General features: G+C 54.7%; 16 protein-coding genes. 5 read left to right on the top strand and 11 right to left on the bottom strand.

Annotated elements, in window-relative coordinates; translation table 11 throughout:
- Window positions 1-9 precede the first annotated feature (9 nt).
- Genes QEH53_RS07910 through QEH53_RS07895 form a run of 4 tightly spaced genes read left to right on the top strand, consistent with a single transcriptional unit; the run spans window position 10 to window position 6,787 of the window.
- A complete protein-coding gene (locus tag QEH53_RS07910; protein ID WP_309022624.1) occupies window positions 10-1,818 on the top strand; it encodes an efflux RND transporter periplasmic adaptor subunit in 1,809 nt (602 codons plus the stop codon).
- A gap of 10 nt (window positions 1,819-1,828) precedes the next feature.
- Window positions 1,829-5,575: an efflux RND transporter permease subunit gene (locus tag QEH53_RS07905; RefSeq protein WP_309022623.1), complete on the top strand. Its 3,747-nt coding sequence runs from the start codon at window positions 1,829-1,831 to the stop codon at window positions 5,573-5,575.
- Window positions 5,576-5,581: 6 nt separating this feature from the next.
- Window positions 5,582-6,169: a hypothetical protein gene (locus QEH53_RS07900; protein ID WP_309022622.1), complete on the top strand. Its 588-nt coding sequence runs from the start codon at window positions 5,582-5,584 to the stop codon at window positions 6,167-6,169.
- Between the two features lie 45 nt (window positions 6,170-6,214).
- Window positions 6,215-6,787 (top strand): DUF3347 domain-containing protein, encoded by a 573-nt coding sequence (locus QEH53_RS07895; RefSeq protein WP_309022621.1) that lies wholly within the window; start codon window positions 6,215-6,217, stop codon window positions 6,785-6,787.
- A 41-nt stretch (window positions 6,788-6,828) separates the two neighbouring features.
- Here the strand turns inward: QEH53_RS07895 and QEH53_RS07890 are convergent, their stop codons facing one another.
- From QEH53_RS07890 to QEH53_RS07840, 11 genes are read right to left on the bottom strand one after another with little or no spacing between them, the layout of a single operon-like run.
- Window positions 6,829-8,550, bottom strand: a complete 1,722-nt coding sequence (locus QEH53_RS07890; protein WP_309022620.1) for a Na(+)/H(+) antiporter subunit D — start codon at window positions 8,548-8,550, stop codon at window positions 6,829-6,831.
- A complete protein-coding gene (locus QEH53_RS07885) occupies window positions 8,543-8,770 on the bottom strand; it encodes a hypothetical protein (protein WP_309022619.1) in 228 nt (75 codons plus the stop codon). The genes QEH53_RS07890 and QEH53_RS07885 overlap by 8 nt, the downstream gene beginning before the upstream one ends.
- Window positions 8,767-10,311: a monovalent cation/H+ antiporter subunit D family protein gene (locus QEH53_RS07880; RefSeq protein WP_309022618.1), complete on the bottom strand. Its 1,545-nt coding sequence runs from the start codon at window positions 10,309-10,311 to the stop codon at window positions 8,767-8,769. The genes QEH53_RS07885 and QEH53_RS07880 overlap by 4 nt, the downstream gene beginning before the upstream one ends.
- 4 nt (window positions 10,312-10,315) lie before the next feature.
- On the bottom strand, window positions 10,316-11,797 hold the full coding sequence (locus QEH53_RS07875; RefSeq protein ID WP_309022617.1) for a proton-conducting transporter membrane subunit: 1,482 nt from the start codon (window positions 11,795-11,797) through the stop codon (window positions 10,316-10,318).
- Entirely contained in the window at window positions 11,794-12,165 is a 372-nt protein-coding gene (locus tag QEH53_RS07870; RefSeq protein WP_309022616.1) for a cation:proton antiporter subunit C, read from the bottom strand. Before QEH53_RS07870 ends, QEH53_RS07875 begins: the two co-directional genes overlap by 4 nt.
- Window positions 12,162-12,605 (bottom strand): MnhB domain-containing protein, encoded by a 444-nt coding sequence (locus QEH53_RS07865; protein ID WP_309022615.1) that lies wholly within the window; start codon window positions 12,603-12,605, stop codon window positions 12,162-12,164. The genes QEH53_RS07870 and QEH53_RS07865 overlap by 4 nt, the downstream gene beginning before the upstream one ends.
- Window positions 12,602-12,856: a hydrogen gas-evolving membrane-bound hydrogenase subunit E gene (mbhE, locus tag QEH53_RS07860; protein WP_309022614.1), complete on the bottom strand. Its 255-nt coding sequence runs from the start codon at window positions 12,854-12,856 to the stop codon at window positions 12,602-12,604. The genes QEH53_RS07865 and mbhE overlap by 4 nt, the downstream gene beginning before the upstream one ends.
- 41 nt (window positions 12,857-12,897) lie before the next feature.
- Window positions 12,898-13,143 carry a hydrogenase subunit MbhD domain-containing protein gene (locus QEH53_RS07855; protein WP_309022613.1) on the bottom strand — a complete coding sequence of 82 codons (246 nt, stop codon included), beginning with the start codon at window positions 13,141-13,143 and terminating at the stop codon, window positions 12,898-12,900.
- Complete coding sequence (mnhG, locus tag QEH53_RS07850) at window positions 13,140-13,475, bottom strand: monovalent cation/H(+) antiporter subunit G (RefSeq protein ID WP_309022612.1); 336 nt, start codon at window positions 13,473-13,475, stop codon at window positions 13,140-13,142. Before mnhG ends, QEH53_RS07855 begins: the two co-directional genes overlap by 4 nt.
- Window positions 13,472-13,741 (bottom strand): monovalent cation/H+ antiporter complex subunit F, encoded by a 270-nt coding sequence (locus QEH53_RS07845; RefSeq protein ID WP_309022611.1) that lies wholly within the window; start codon window positions 13,739-13,741, stop codon window positions 13,472-13,474. The genes mnhG and QEH53_RS07845 overlap by 4 nt, the downstream gene beginning before the upstream one ends.
- On the bottom strand, window positions 13,738-14,262 hold the full coding sequence (locus tag QEH53_RS07840) for a Na+/H+ antiporter subunit E (protein WP_309022861.1): 525 nt from the start codon (window positions 14,260-14,262) through the stop codon (window positions 13,738-13,740). Before QEH53_RS07840 ends, QEH53_RS07845 begins: the two co-directional genes overlap by 4 nt.
- Window positions 14,263-14,654: 392 nt before the next feature.
- On the opposite strand from QEH53_RS07840, the gene QEH53_RS07835 reads away from it, so the two are divergent.
- Window positions 14,655-17,009: a cation:proton antiporter gene (locus tag QEH53_RS07835; protein ID WP_309022610.1), complete on the top strand. Its 2,355-nt coding sequence runs from the start codon at window positions 14,655-14,657 to the stop codon at window positions 17,007-17,009.
- Window positions 17,010-17,017 lie beyond the last annotated feature (8 nt).

Raw genomic sequence — 17,017 nt, 5'->3', positions numbered from 1 at the left:
CTTACGAAAATGAAAACGAAAACGTATTCGATAATAGGATTCATCGTCCTAATAATCCTCACATTTCTTCTCGGACGCTGCAGTGCCCCAGACTCTCCTTCATCCCCGGAGCACTCCACCGAAATCAACGTCGAAAATCAAAAGTGGACCTGCTCCATGCACCCACAGATTCAGCAAGCGGCAGCGGGCACATGTCCCATCTGCGGCATGGATCTCATTCCCGTATCCAAAGATTCTGACGCAGATCTAGGACCGCGAGCGATGAGCATGAGCGCGAGCTCTAAATCCTTAGCCGATATCCAAACCACCCCTGTCATTCGACGATTCCCCGAAGCCGAAATTCGGCTCGTCGGTAAGCTCGACTATGACGAGACAAAAGTAAAATCCCTCACCGCCCGCTTCCCAGCCCGCATCGATGATCTCTTTGTCAACTTCATCGGCGTGCCCGTGCAAAAAGGCGACCACCTTGCCATCGTATACAGTCCCGAACTCCTTACTGCCCAGTCCGAACTGCTCACCGCCCACCGGTACGATCCTGACAGCTCCGCCGCCCGAGCCGCCCGTGAAAAGCTACGCCTTTGGGATCTCTTGCCCGAGCAAATCGAATCTATCCTCGCAAGTGGCCAAGCGACTGACCGCTTCGAACTGAAAGCGCCGATCAACGGCATCGTCGTGCAGAAAAACGTCGACGCGGGCGACTATGTGAAAACCGGACAACCTCTTTTCAAAATCGTAGACATGAGCGAGCTTTGGTTGCAGCTGGAGGCCTACGAGTCCGATCTCGCATGGCTTAGATTCGGCCAAACCGTGACCTTCTCCGTAGAAGCCTACCCTGGACAAACGTTCACCGGCAAGGTCGCCTTTATCGAGCCAGAGCTCGATCGAGCTACCCGCACAGTATCGGTTCGGGTCAATGTGAAAAATAACGACAGAAAGCTAAAGCCCGGCATGTTCGCCAAGGCGATTGCCCACTCCAAGCTCGCGGCTTCCGGCACTGTCTTTTCGCCCGAGTACGCTGGCAAGTGGATCAGCCCCATGCACCCGGAGATCGTTAAGGATCATCCGGGGCAGTGCGACGTCTGCGGCATGGACCTCGTGCCAGCGGAAGAGCTCGGCTACATCGAAGATCCCAATACCCAAGCTCCTCTCGTAATCCCTGCATCCTCCGTCCTTCGCACGGGCAAGCGCGCCGTAGTCTATATCGAAAAACCCAATACAAGCCGCCCAACCTTCGAAGGACGCGAGATCGAACTTGGACCACGAGCGGGCGACGTCTTCCTCGTCTCTTCGGGTCTAAACGAGGGTGATCGAGTCGTCACCCAAGGAGCTTTCAAGATCGACAGTGCCTTACAAATACAAGCCAAACCCAGCATGATGAACCCGATTCCAGCGAGCGTAAATGCAGAACCCGCCGATATAGATACCCTCGCAGCCGAGTCAGTTGCAGCAGCCCTGCCTTCTTACCTCGAACTGCAAACTGCCCTCGCCGCCGATGACCTGCGAGCAGCCAAAGTTGCAGTGGATGGCCTCCATCACTCCTTAGGGCACGGAAGCCCCATCGATTCGACCCTCCACGCCCTCGTCGAGTCGCAGACGCTGGACGAGATACGTCGGCCCCACTTCGAGACGCTTTCGAGAGCCTTTCTCGAAGCCGTATCCGAAAATCCTGACATTTTCTCGCAGGAGCTCTATCGGATGCACTGTCCTATGGTGTATCCCGATCGTGGGGCAGATTGGCTGCAGTCCAGCGGAGACCTTCGAAATCCTTACTTCGGCGCATCTATGCTCACCTGCGGCGAGGTAATCGAAAGCTACTGAGAAACGAGCGATGATCAACTCACTCATACGCTACTGCCTCGAAAATAAGATCGTCGTCGTCCTCTTCACAGCGGCGATGATTACTTGGGGTATCATGGTCGCTCCCTTCGACTGGGAAAGCGGTAGACTCCCACGGGATCCAGTCCCCGTCGATGCCATTCCAGACATCGGAGAGAACCAGCAAATTGTATTCACGGAATGGATGGGGCGCTCTCCTCAGGATATAGAGGACCAAATAACCTACCCTCTCACCACCGCCTTGCTAGGACTTCCCGAGGTCAAGACGATCCGTAGTTATTCCATGTTCGGCTTCTCCTCCATCTATGTTATCTTCAAGGAAGACGCCGAGTTCTATTGGACCCGTAGCCGCATTCTAGAGAAGCTAAACAGCCTCCCTTCCGAAATCTTGCCCCAAGGCGTTTCACCTCAGCTTGGGCCCGACGCTACCGCCCTCGGCCAAGTCTTTTGGTACACGCTGGAGGGCATGGATCCGGACGGAAAGCCTACCGGCGGATGGGATCTCTCCGAATTGCGTAGCGCCCAAGACTGGTACGTGCGCTACGCTCTACAAGGTGTAGACGGCGTGGCGGAGGTAGCCTCAATTGGCGGGTACGTAAAGGAGTACCAGGTTGATGTAGATCCCGACGCTCTACGTGCTTACGAAATTAGCCTGAGCGAGGTTTTCGAAGCAGTCCGCGGCAGCAACCTCGATGTGGGAGCCCGTACCATCGAAATAAACTCAGCCGAATACGTTATCCGCGGACTAGGTTACATCCAAAGCCTCGACGATCTCCGCAAGGCAGTTATCACTCAGCGTAACAACATTCCCATTACGCTCGACGAGGTAGCGGAAATAGAATTCGGTCCCGCTCTCCGCAGGGGAGCTTTGGACAAAGCTGGATCCGAAGCGGTTGGTGGAGTGGTCGTCACGCGCTACGGTGAAAATCCGCTTGAGGTGATCAAACGGGTCAAAGAACGGATCAATGAAATCTCTCCCGGACTTCCATCGAAAACCTTGGAGGATGGCACAACCAGTCAAATAGAAATCGTACCGTTCTACGATCGAACGGGCTTGATCTACGAGACGCTCGGCACCTTAGAAGAAGCCGTCAGTCTCGAGATTTTGGTTACAATCATTGTGGTCATCCTGCTGGTGATGCACCTCCGAAGCGCCGCACTCATCTCGGGCATACTACCTCTCGCTGTACTCTTCGCTTTCATCGGCATGAAGCTGTTTAAGGTGGATGCGAACGTAGTCGCCCTTTCTGGGATCGCTATCGCGATCGGCACTATCGTCGATATGGGCATCGTGGTTACAGAAAATATTCTCAAACACCTCGACAAAGCTGATCCCCAAGAGAGCCGCCTCGAGGTGGTCTACCGCGGTAGCGCGGAAGTGGGCGGAGCCGTATTAACCGCAGTTGCCACTACCGTGATTAGCTTCCTGCCAGTCTTCACAATGGAGGCCGCCGAAGGCCGACTTTTCCGGCCGCTCGCCTACACCAAGACCTTCGCATTGCTCGGTTCCATCCTAGTCGCTCTCGCTATAATTCCACCGCTAGCCCACTGGCTCATCGCTGGTAGGACAAAGCCAGGATGGTCGCGTAACCTGCTATGGGGCTTGGTTGGTCTGGGAGGAATCATCCTTCCGTTCATTTGGCCAGCTCTCCCTTGGACCGTGGGACTCTTGCTCCTGAGCGTCGGCATCTATAACGTCTTTTCAGAGCGCTTCTCTTCAGAACTGCAAAGCCGAATCCAACACGGATTCAACTTCGTTGTCGCTATCGCGGTAGCCATCATTCTCGCCCAAACTTGGAAACCGCTCGGACCCGAGCACGACGTATCCAATACCCTATTCGTCCTGCTATCCATCGCTGGACTCCTGCTGCCGATGCTGGCCTTCATCTGGCTTTACCCGCGAATCCTTAGAGCGCTTCTGCGAGCGAAGCTTCTTTTCGTCAGCCTTTCCCTTTGCATCGTCGCCTTTGGCTTTACCGCTTGGCTGGGCGTGCCACGCGTCTTCGCATGGACTCCCGAGTTTGTGCAATCTTCAAACCTCTTCAGCAAAGCAGCCCACGCGGTTCCGGGCTTTGGCAAGGAATTCATGCCGCCTCTCGATGAAGGGTCCTATCTCTTCATGCCAACGACCATGCCTCACGCATCCATCGGCGAAGCCATGGACGTGTTGAAAAAGCAAGACATGGCGATCAACGCCATTCCGGAAGTGGAGATTGCCGTAGGCAAACTGGGGCGTGCAGAGAGTCCACTTGATCCCGCTCCGATCTCCATGATCGAAACCATCATCACCTATAAGCCGGAATACATCATAGACGCAGACGGACAGGTACGCACCTTTGCCTTCGACGAAAAGGACGAAGATTTTCCACGAGACGTGAACAACCAGCTTATACCCGACGAAGACGGACGCCCCTATCGTCAATGGCGAGATGAGATAAAATCGCCTGACGACATCTGGGACGAAATTGTCCAGGCTGCGACCATTCCGGGAGCCACTTCCGCTCCCAAGCTCCAACCCATTGCTGCGCGCATCGTCATGCTGCAAAGCGGAATGCGAGCCCCCATGGGGCTAAAGGTCTTCGGGCCCGATTTGCAAACGCTGGAAAACGTGGCGCTCGACATCGAAGAGCTCTTGAAGCAAGTACCGTCCATCAAGGCAGAAGCGGTCTTCGCAGACCGCATCGTAGGCAAGCCGTACCTCGAAATCGATATCGACCGCGACGCCATCGCCCGCTACGGCATTCGCATTAAAACGGTGCAGGATGTCATCGAGGTAGCGATCGGCGGCAAACCCATCACGCAAACTGTCGAAGGCCGCGAACGATACCCCGTGCGAGTCCGCTACATGCGCGAGCTCCGCGATACGATTGAATCCATAGAACAAATACTGGTCGCCTCGCCAAATGGGACCCAAGTTCCACTGCGCGAGCTCGCTTCCATAAACTACCTGCGAGGTCCGCAGGTTATCAAAAGCGAAAACACATTCCTAGTGGGATACGTCATTTTCGACAAGAGAGACGGATTCGCGGAGATTGACGTCGTCGAGCAAGCCCAAGAGTACCTGCAAGAGATGCGAGAGAGCGGCGAACTGATCATTCCTGCGGGAGTTAGCTATCAGTTCACCGGCAGCTACGAAAACCAGGTGCGGGCAGAGAAGCGACTGACCATCGTACTCCCGCTTGCCCTTTTCGCCATCTTTCTGATCCTCTATTTTCAGTTCAAGAAGGTGCCCGTCACCCTTCTAGTATTCAGCGGCATCGCCTTTGCGTGGTCCGGCGGCTTCGTTCTCATCTGGCTTTACGGACAGGATTGGTTCCTTAACGTCTCACTCTTCGGACACGACTTGCGAGAGCTCTTCCAAGTGCAGACCATTAATCTCAGCGTCGCCGTTTGGGTTGGCTTCCTCGCCCTCTTCGGTATCGCCACAGACGATGGCGTCATTATGGCAACCTATCTCGAGCAGCGCTTCAAAGAAGCACCTCCGCGCAATCGCCAACAGATGCACGAGCGTATCGTCGAAGCCGCCACCAAGCGCGTGCGCCCCGCCATGATGACCATCGCCACCACAATTCTCGCCCTGCTTCCCGTTTTGACCTCTACTGGACGCGGCTCGGATGTCATGGTACCTATGGCTATTCCGACGTTCGGCGGCATGATGTTCGCCATCGTCACCATTTTCGTCGTCCCCGTGCTTTATTGCGGGGTCGAGGAACTCAAATCGAATTTAGCTTCCAAATAAGCAAAGATGAAAAAACTCGCATCCTTCCTAATCTCGCTGGCTCTGGCCGCTAACCTGTTCGCCCAAGAACATCCAAAATCATCGTCGCCTTTCACAAGGAGCCTGACCGATTCCTACCTCGCCTTGCAGGCTGGCTTGGCTAGCGACGACCTCAATACCGCTCGCGAAGCCGCGCTGGCCTATATCGCTGCCTTCGACATATCGACCGCCAGCCTCAACACCGAGGCTCTGACCCTCCATGCTAACGAAATCGCCTCCGCGGCCGACCTCCACACAGCACGTTACGCCTTCCGGGAGCTGAGCGAGCAGGCCAAGATGCTCTTCGACTATCTGGCGACGCCGGACAGCGAGCCACTCTACCTCATCCATTGCAGCATGGCCTTCGCGGGTGAAGGCGCCGACTGGATCCAGGCCAGCCCGAACATTTCCAACCCTTACTACGGAGCTCGCATGTTTACTTGCGGTTCCGTGACCCGCTCTCTCGGCTCGGCTGCGAGCGCTGTGCCTGACGCACATTCGGACTCGTGCTGTACCTCAGGGGTCGACCCCAGCGAATGCGAAAGTCATGCCGCCGGTGCTTGTTGCCAAAAATAGAAAAGTACCTCTCATAACACTTCACTAACACCAGCTACCCGTACTATGAAAACGCTCATCCTATCACTCAGCATAGCCACCGCGACCGTATCCAATCTCCAAGCGCATTGCGGAACCTGCAGTATCGACGAAGGAGCCGAAAGCCATCATGGCGACGCCCACGCTACCTGCCACGAGGCCACCCTCGCTAGCTACTTCGCAATCCAAAAGGCACTCGCCAGCGACGATCTGGCAAACGCCAAGACCTCCGCTAGCGAACTGGCCGAGTCCGTCGCGAATTCACAATGCTCCATCGATGGCGAAGATTGCTGTGCCGAAGTCGAGGGAGCCGCTGAAAGCATCGCCGGAGCATCAGAGATCGCCGTGGCCCGCAAGGCTTTCCTCGGTTTTTCAGAAGCAATGATCGAAATGCTCGACTCACACCCCAGCGAGACAACCGCCTACAAGATGTACTGTCCAATGGCTTTCAACAACAAGGGCGGGGCCTGGCTTCAAGACAACGCCGAGCTTCGAAATCCCTACTTCGGCTCCATGATGCTCACTTGTGGCATACAGCAAGCTAGCTATGGCAATGATTCCTCGGAAAAGGACGGCAATAACAAGCAGCACGGCCACTAAACGGCGCGGTCATGGATGCTACGCCTGAAACGGCCGCAGCACTAACCTAATATCGCGATCGAGGCAAAGAGCGCGATAAAAACCAATAGTATGAACGCCAATCCCGCACCCAATGGAGCTCGTTCCAAATCCGGATCGAAACGGTCACTAGGCCCCTTGTTGACGCCGAACCAAGCCCGTGGATTACCAAAGGAACTGGCTAAGTATGCGGCTATGCCGTCGCGTACCTTCGCGCCTGCACCGAAAAACGCATTGACGGGCTTCACTATGACGGCCTGCGCCACCGGAGCTCCACGGCGGTAGAACCAATCTGTGTCGAGGGCCAAGTAGGGCTCGCCTGCTAGCTTTGCACGCAACACCCAGAACCCGATGAAGGTAAAGGTCAGAATCTGCGTGGCCTCTACCAAATGGTACGCCGTATACGGGTGGTATTCGGCATCAAAAGGTAGCATTGCGTAGAGTGCCTGCGGATACACGCCGAAGAACGTGCAGCCAAAAGCCACTAAGCCCATGGCGACATACATGTTTCCAGGGATAGGTTTTACCTCAAGCTTTTGATCCTTCCCCCAAAAAGTGAACACGGGAATCTTTAAGCCCGTATGTAAAAAGGTACCGACTGAAGCCAATAGCAGCCCAAGCATAATCCCGTAGTAGTGCGCCTCACCAGCAGCCGAAACAATCATCGACTTGCTAATAAAGCCGTTGAACAACGGAAAGCCGGAGATGGAAAATGCTCCGATCATGAATAACCAAACCACCCCTTTCATCTTGGGAGCGAGTCCGCCGAGATCGCTCAGTTTACTCACTCCAGTAGCTTGGATTACCGCGCCCGCGCCCATGAAGAGCAAGGCCTTGTAGAGGATGTGACTAAACGCGTGAGCCGCTGTGCCATTCATCGAAAGTGCTGTTCCGATTCCGACGCCTGCCACCATGTAGCCGACTTGGCTGATAATGTGATACGCGAGGATCTGACGTATGTCATTGGCCAATACAGCGTAGACCACCCCGTAGAGCGCCATAAACAGCCCCATATAAATCAGGAGATCCCAGCCGGGAAAAAGCACCAACAAAACGTAAACAGCCGACTTCGTAGTGAGAGCGCTCATGAAGATAGCGCCGGTAATTGTAGCTCTCGGGTAGGCGTCAGGCAGCCAGGCATGCAAAGGGGGCAGAGCTACATTTAGCGCCACTCCGGCCAATATCAGCCATGCCGACGCACCCATTTCAGGAGACAAAGCCTGCAAGCTCAAGGTGCCCGTCTGACCGTAAAACAAAATGATACCGCCGAAAAGCAGTGATCCGCCGGCCACATGGACCAAGAGGTAACGAACTCCGGCTCGGATAGAAGATTCCTCCCGACGAGCGAACACTAGCCAAGCGGAAGCCACCGCCATCAACTCCCAAAAAAGGAGCAGCGTCAGAAAATCTCCAGCGAGCGTAACGCCCAAGGCACCGGAAGCGTAAGACAAAGCCGCCACCTGCTGGCCACGGTCACTGACGTGCCAAGCGTACACTCCGGCGATGGACGAAATAAGAAGGAAGATGACGGCGAAAACGAAGTTGACCTTTGTAACTGAATACAGGGTCAGCTCGAATCCCGCTAAGCTGGCATGGGATGAGGCCCCAATCCCCATCGACCACAGTTGCCAAAGGCCTACCAAGGGCATTAACACGCAAAGTGCTGCGCGAACAGCCTTGAAAGGCAAGATCGCCGCCAACGCAGCCGCCGATAGAAGCCAAAACGCTGGAGCGAGCTCAAACATCGTTATCCCCCTCGTAGTAATCTTCCTTCTTTTGCAGCCATACTTTCCCGAGGAACTTCGAGACCACGATGATCAACACGCAGCTGACGAAACCGAAAATACAGTAAAACAGCGGGACCGAGTCCCAAGCGTGCGGGTGCGGATGCGGTGGCCCGAAATACTGCAGCGCCAGCGACGCGAGCGTGACCATTCCTAGAAGTATCCAATGTATCTTTTTCATGGCGCCAATCCGATATCCTTAGCGTTTAATGCCTGCGGCAACTCGCCCATTACTGATTCAACCACTTGCTTGGCTATCTCGAAGAAGGGCAATGGGAAATCGGGAAAAATCCCGAATACAACAGCCAGCGTTGCCGTGATGCAAAGCGGCGCGACCATCCAAGGGCTCGCTTCGCCTTTTGGAAAATGAGCATCTGGCGCAGGGGGGCGAAAGAAGCCGCGAATCACGATAGGGAAAAAATAGCCGGCGTTGAGCAAGCCGCTCACTAGGAAAACCCCCAAAGCCAAGGAGTAGCCCGAGTCGAGGCTACCCATACTGAGCCACCATTTGCTCAGAAATCCGTACACCGGTGGAATGCCCGCTAAACCAAGCGCTCCAATCGCGAAGGCCCCAAAGGTCCACGGCATGCGCCGTCCCAACCCGTCGAGCTGAGAAATCTCAGTTTTGTGCGAATGCACGATAATAGCTCCCGCACAGAAAAACAGTGTGATTTTCATGACAGCATGGGCCGACAAATGCATCAAGCTACCCGTCAGAGCAGCTGGCGAAGCTAAAGCCGCCCCCATCACGATGTATGACAAGTGCCCAATCGTTGAATACGCTAGCCGTTTCTTAAGATTGTCCTGACGCAGGGCGATCAACGAAGCCAAGAGAATGGTCGCTCCAGCGAAAAGCGCCAGCAGCACGTCCAAGCCGTGTTCTCTCATCATTTCAGGACCGAATACGAAACCCGTAACCCGAAGCACGCCAAACGCACCAGACTTGACCACCGCAACCGCGTGCAGCAATGAGCTAACCGGAGTCGGAGCCACCATAGCGGCCGGAAGCCAACTGTGCAGCGGCATCACGCCAGCCTTCACTCCCACGCCGACCATGAAGAGGCCGAAGAGCAATTTGAGCTCCCCCTCCCCAAATGCGCCTTCCGGTATGAACCCGCCTGCGGCAAAGCTCACGTCGCCTACCCGCACATTGACCCAAACTGCCGCTGCAAGAAACAGCAGGCCAGCTGTCAGTGCGTAGCCAAGGTACATACGGCCGGAACGCAGCGCTTCCGGAGATTCCTTATGCACCACTAGAGGATAAGTCGCCAACGTTAGCAATTCGTAGAAAATCAGGAACGTGATCAGGTTATCCGAAAATGCGATGCCTAGAGTTGCCGAAAGGCTTAGGGCAAAGCTAGCGAAAAAGCGGGTCTGCTTCTTTTCGTGATGTCCTCGCATGTATCCAAGAGCATAGGCAGTCGTCACGATCCATAAGCCAGAAGCAACCAGCGCAAAAAGCACACCGAGAGGGTCTGCTACTAATCTCAGGCTAATCCCTGGGGCGATTTCGAGCAAAGTGATACCTACCGACTCCCCACGCAAAGCGCCGGGCACGAGTGAAAGCACCAAGGCAAACTTTAACCCAGCCGCTAGAAAACTCCACGACTCGCGCAAGTTCGGTTTTCGCGAGCTGAGAAGGATTGCCGGTATCGCCGTCATGGATACCAAGATGGCGAGTAAGGGAACCGTTGAGATTTGCGAAACTACGTCAGTCGTCATGGAATCAGAATCCGGGCAACATAGGGCTAATGAACTTAGAAACGATGAATACGTTACCGAAACCAAGGGCGAGTAGAGAGAGGGCGAGAACGAGGGTGGAGAAGCTCATCACCGTGGGAAGGCGGGATGGGCTAGCCCCTTCGGCTTCCCCTTCGTCCTTGCCAAGGTAGAGCCTCTCTAGCACGCGAAAGAAGTAAACCGCGTTGAGCAAGCTGCTGACCACGATGACAACCACCAAAATCCAGCTCCCCTGCTCGTAGCTACCAAGCAACAAATACCACTTACTGAAGAAACCCGCCATCGGAGGTAGCCCGATCATGGAAATCGCCGCCATTGCGAAACAGGCGCAAGTGACCGGCATCTTGCGGCGCAGCGAGGCATTCAGTCCCTTGATAGAAACGCCCTCCCCTCGATGCTCCAAATTTGCGGTTACCAAGAAAAGGCACGCTTTCATGACCGCATGGTTGATGACGTGCAACACGGCTCCTATGTAACCGTAGGGAGTCGCAAGGCCAAAGCCCACCGCAATGTAGCCAATCTGGGCCACGCTGCTGTACGCTAGCATGCGCTTGATATTGTCCTGAGCGATGGCCATCACCGACCCCCAGATGATACCAACTGCTCCGAGCGCCAACACCACGTCAAACACTCGCAAGTCCAAGGCCAAAGCTTCGTATGGCAGCACCTCATATCCGATTCGCAGCAAGGCATATGCTGCAACCTTAGTACCCAGCGGAGCCACCAAGGCCGTGCTCGTGGCCGGAGCGTTGGTGTACACGTCGGGTAGCCAATAGTGCAGCGGCATCAAAGCCATCTTGATGCCAAGCCCCACCAAAATAAACACCACTGCTAAAGTCGTCGCCGGACTCAATCCCTCCAAATGCAGGATGGCAGTCACGTCGGCCATGTTCAGCGAACCGGTCTTCGCCAGTAGCAATCCCACTCCTATCAAGTAAAAGGAAGCTCCAATTGTTCCTATTATCAGATAGCGAAACGAGGAAAGCGACGCCTTGGCACTACCGCAGCCTAGCACCGCGTAGCCCGCTAAGGCGCTGATTTCTAAAAAGACGTACAAGTTGAACAAGTCGCCCGTGCCCACGATCCCGCTGAATCCGGCCAACAAGAGCAAAGCAGACGCGTAATAAGTCATCGTGTTACTCGCTCCGCAGTCCCGCTCCACAGACTCGCGAGAGTGCAGCAGGACGAAGGCGGAAACGGCCCCAATGGCGAACGTGAAAAAGCACGACAGCGGATCGGCAACTAGCTCGATGCCGACGGGCGGCGCCCATGAACCCATGGCGTAACGGATCGGTCCCTCAGTAGAGGTATGCCAAAGCCCCCAAGCCCCGAGAGCCGCCACCGCCAAACTGCCCAGCCAGGAGATCGCCCAAGGCAAACCACGTCCCAGCTTGGCCGCCAACGGCATCAGCAAGGCGAGAAATAGGTACAGCAAGATCGGCAAAGCCGGTAGGTGTTCGCCGATCATTTAGAAGCCTCCTGCTGGATCTTATCCTCGTCCAAGCTGCCGTATGCCCCGTAAACTCGGATCAACAACGAAAGGGCCACGCCTACGGTGGCGACTCCGACTACGATTGCGGTAAGCATCAAGGCATGCGGCAAGGGATTGATGTAGGCGTCGGCTTGATCCAATGGGAGCGTAGGATCCTTCACTGGCACCGTGCCACCTTCCTTGTAAGCCGTCAGAATGAAGAACAGGATGATAGCTGCTTGGAAGATAGTCATTCCAATCACCTTCTTCACGTAGTTTCGCTTGAGCAACATCCCGTACAAGCCCACTGTCAAAAGCAGGAAGCACATGATGTAGGCCGAATAATCCTCAAAAAAACCGTTCATCCTTCGCTCTCATCGTCCTCCGTCAAAACATCGAAAATTGAGACCAGTATCGCCATGACCGCTAGGGCAACCCCCAGCTCGATCACCAAAATACCCCAATAATGAAGGCCTACTGGCGAAAGCCCAAAAGAGGGAAGCGCGTCGTACTGCAAGAAATTTCCGCCTCCAAGTAGAGCCAGCAGGCCGACCCCGCCAAATAACAGTGCGCCAAAAGAACCTATCCCCAAAGTGGCGCTGGATGACAATTCGACCTGGCTCACAGGGCGTCCCTCGCCGATGCGAATTAAGATAACAGCTGCCGCTAGCAACGCTCCGCCTTGAAATCCCCCTCCGGGACTGTAGTGCCCGTGAAAAATGACATAAAGGGCAAATATCTGGATCAATCGCGCCATGCAGCGGCAGGCTAGGCGGACGATTGGGCTCACTCCTACGGACTTCATGACCTACGCCTTCCCCGCAAGATCAGCAAGCATGCTGCTCCAGCCGCAAAAACCACCACCGTCTCTCCAAACGTGTCGAAGCCGCGGTAATCTGCCAAAACCACGGTCACGATATTATCGGTACCTGCGTCTTTGTAAGAACTCTCGATGTAATAAGTGCCAGCAGCCGGGCTGCCGACTTCGCTAGATTTAGCATGCAAGGGCGCTTCTACATCACCCCGGGGCGGCAGGTCGCGCACCACGTAGAGCATTGATAAAAAGAACCCCGCCAGAATAGCAAACTGTAACGCCTTCAATCCTCTGTCCTCCTAGTCGTACGCAAAATCATCATTATAAAATAGACCCCAAGCACACCGGCCCCGACGACTGCTTCGGTGAAACCCACGTCAACCGCACCCATCTCAATGAAGAGAATAGCGATCACGAAGCTGAAAACAGAGGTCGTAACGGCCGCTGCCAACAGATCCTTTACGTTGATGGCCACCAATGCGGAAGCGATGAGGAGCAGGTAAAGTAGCAGCTCTATGACGGAACTCATTTCGTGGAATCCTCCTCTTCTTGCTTCCCGGAGGGAGCTTGCCACGGCTTGACTCCACTCTTCCAAGCCGCCCTCCCCAAAGCGTGAGCCGCTACCGGGTTGGTCAGCATGATGAAGAGTCCAGCGACAACAACCTTGGCCGCATCAAGCGTGGGACCACAAAGGAATGCTACCCCAATCGAGGCAACTAAAACGCCGACTGTGTCTACCTTGCTAGCCGCATGCGTGCGGGCAAAAAAATCAGGCAAGCGCACCAGCCCAACGCTTCCCACTAACATCATAAGCAAGCCCAACAGGATCAGGCCGAAGCCTAGAATTTCGCCTACGCTCACCCCTCCTCCTTTCTCAGGCGAAAGTACTCCGCCATGGCTATACCACCAATAAAGTTCAAGATTGCGTAACCGAGCGCGATGTCGACGAACATCGAGATGCGGTCGAAATGCAATCCGATCAAAAGAATCAAAATGATTGCCTTGCCCCCGATCGCTCCGATGGAAAGCAAGCGGTCAAAAACGGTCGGCCCCTTGATCAGTCGGTAGAAGGGAATCGACACTGCCACGATAAACAGCAGGATAATCACATTCGAAAAAGTGGTCATGTCTCGGCCGTAAGTCCCTCCTCAACAGGCATCCGTTCTATGGATACATTAGCCTCTTTGTCGCTCAGGCGAGCGACGCGTCTCGCCATATCCCCACCGAGAACGTCCTTCTCGGTATCCGAGGTGATGGCGTGCACTAAAAAGAAGTCACCCTCCAGATCAACAGATAGAGTACCCGGAGTGAGCGTAATCGAGTTTGCAAATATGACCGCGTCCACTTGACTTGGCATCGGACAACGAAACCGGAACAGCTTAGGCTGTATCCGCGACTGCGGTCCCAAAATACAACGGGCCACATACCATGCCGAAACGAGCATTTGATAGAACAGCCAGAAAAGGTACGCTGTCGCTGGAAGTAATCGCAGCCCCTTCTCCCCAGGTTTCCTGATAGCGGGTAAACGAGACTGAAGCCAATAAAGCAAGCCCACGGAAAGAGCCCCAACGCTGAGATGGAACACGTCAAACTTTCCACTCAGGAGTGCCCAGAGGAAAAAAAGCCCCCCAGCGACACTCAAGGGCATCTTGCTCGGCCTTTCCGCACCGCTACCAGTGGATCCACTCATGTCGACAGCCACATCTCGCCTCCGCTAGGCCGAAGCCTTGTTTCACAAGAGCAACAGCAATCATCGAAAATAAACTGATATCTACTTTTCATAAAACGACCAACAATCTGTTGCCCCGTGCTGAACTTGACTGCACTTCGGAACGGTGGCTTTTCTTAGGCCCAACGTTCCCATGTCAACCAAAACAGGTTCTTTTCCGATAAAACGCGAAGACAAGGCGCGGCTTTCTAGCAATTGCCGCGCCTAGGCACCTGCCTTTGGAAGTGTGCTTAAATATAAGATGACTGAACCAAGGGATTGCGCACCGAGAAGCCGATCCTATGCTGAACTAGCAATCCAATCACCGCTAAATGTACCTGACAAGCCTACTGCCCCTCGCCGCGTCCGCCCACTCGTCTCCCATCCTAGTCGACCTCGCTTGGATCATGCTTGGAGCTGCCGTAGCCGCCCTGATTTGCACCCGTATCAAGGTGCCTCCACTTCTTGGATACCTATTTGCTGGCTTCTTCCTTGGCCCCAACCTCGGGCTTTGGCCACCCTTGGTAACGCTGTCCAACGTTCAAGACTTAAGCGAGTTGGGGGTGGTTTTCCTGATGTTCTACATCGGCCTCGAATTCAACTTGGAAAAGGTTCGAAAGGTCTTCGCTCCAGCCGGTACCGCGTTGATTCTGCAGACTCTTCTCATGGTCTTCATTGGACGTCAGGCTAGCGAATGGCTGGGCCTCTCCACCATGGATGGATGGTTCCTAGGCGGATTGCTCTCCATAAGTTCCTCAATGGTATCCGTAAAGCTGATGCGCGAAAACGGATCCTTTAACCGACAACATGGACAACAAGCTGTCGGTATTCTCGTCTTCGAAGACATCCTCGCCATCCTTCTCCTAGTGCTGCTAAACGGTATGGCAGCCTCGGGTTCCTTCGACTACGCCAAGCTGGGCCAAACTGCATTTTTTATTGGACTTTTCATAGTCGCCGTATTCCTGATCGGCACGCTAGGCGCCAAGCGTCTTGTGCGAGTTCTGGAAACCCGGGGCACTACCGAAATGATTACGATGGCCACCCTCGGCCTGATTTTCGGCGTTAGCCTCATAGCCGAACAGTTCCAATTTTCGTGGGCCCTCGGAGGTTTCCTGGCAGGCGCAATCCTTCCCACCGCAGGCCTTGGGCATCGCATCGAAAGCCTCACCGAACCTTTGCGAGACCTCTTCTGCGCCCTCTTTTTCGTCACGGTCGGCATGCTAATCGAACCCGCCGCGCTTTGGCAAAACGCTCCCGCCATCCTAATTCTCTCAGCTGTCGTCGTAATCGGGAAGTTCGCCGCTTGCTGGCTAGGCCTTTTCATCGCAGGTCAGCACGCAGACGTCGCAGGGCGAGCCGCCATAATAAAGTCGCAGATCGGAGAGTTCAGCTTCGTCATCACCGCCATCGGAGCTAAGTACGGTGCCACTAGCCCGGAGCTTCAATCCATCGCATCAGGCGTCGCATTCGTGACCATTATGCTCACGCCTCTACTAATCAATAGCGAGGGCCCAATTCTGAATGCTATCGAACGGGCCTCGCCAAAAGCGCTCAAGGAGTTTACCCAACTCTACGCCAAATGGCAGGACACCCTCGAGCTCTCCTTCAACCGCAGTGTCCTCAATGTCGCTCGAGGTCCGATCCTGCGAATCGTTCTCTATTTCTTGGTCATTAATGCCATCATAATCGGGGCCGCCATCGTATCCACACACGTCGCGAAACCAGAGTTCGTACCAATCAGCCAAGAGCACTTCAGCCAAGCCCTCTTCCTCTCCTCCCTAATCTTCAGCCTTCCGTTTTTCGTGGACACTGTCCGCAACTTCAACGTGCTCGTGCTTCTCTTTTCAGATGCGGCCTTGAGCAAGAAGCTATTCCAACAGTTTTCCAAAGGAGCATTCAGAAACGTATTCAATGGTTTGATACTTCTCATCCTGCTTTTCGTATACGGAACCGTTTTCCTCATTGTGGCAGCTCCTTTCTTCCCGACCGGGGCCATCTTCTTAGTCTTCGTAGGCGCGGCCCTTCTATTGGGATTCACGTTCTGGAAAAGGCTGGTTCACATGCACAACAACTGGGAAATGGCATTTGTCGAATCGATGGAGGACGAGTCTCGCAGCCAGATCGAAAAACGTATCGAGCACAACCTAGCCCAGCTGCAGAGGGAGAACCCGTGGCAAGTACAAGTGGAGGCAGTCGATATTCACAAAAACTCGAAATGGACCGGCAAGGAAATCAAGGAGATTGACCTCCGGCGCCAAACGGGAACGACCATAGCAGGCATCGAACGCGGCGGCTTTGACCTGACCGACATTAAGCCCTACTCCCGTATCTTCCCGCACGACAAACTCTTTCTCCTTGGAGAGCCTGAACAAATAATCGCCGCGCGAGCATACCTCAACCAGCCTCAAACCGGCAATGAGGCCACCCTTTCTCCCTTCCGTTTTTCCAAGGAGATAGTCCCCCCGATGAGCACATGGGACGGGCTTTCCATCAAGGACACGCGACTTCGCTCCGATCACGGAGTCACTATCGTCGGTATTCAAAGGTCCGGCCAACGCATCGTAAGCCCGAGGCCGGACGAAGTCCTGCATGAGGGCGACTTATTGCTGATGATGGGCTGCGAAGACCGCCTCTCCAACGTGAGTAAGTTACTCGTCCTCGAAGAGGAAAAAGCCAACGCTAGCTAGAAGGTACC

The sequence above is a fragment of the Pelagicoccus sp. SDUM812002 genome (assembly GCF_031127835.1).
Lineage (GTDB): Bacteria > Verrucomicrobiota > Verrucomicrobiia > Opitutales > Opitutaceae > Pelagicoccus.
This window is presented reverse-complemented; position numbering and strand designations above follow the sequence as displayed.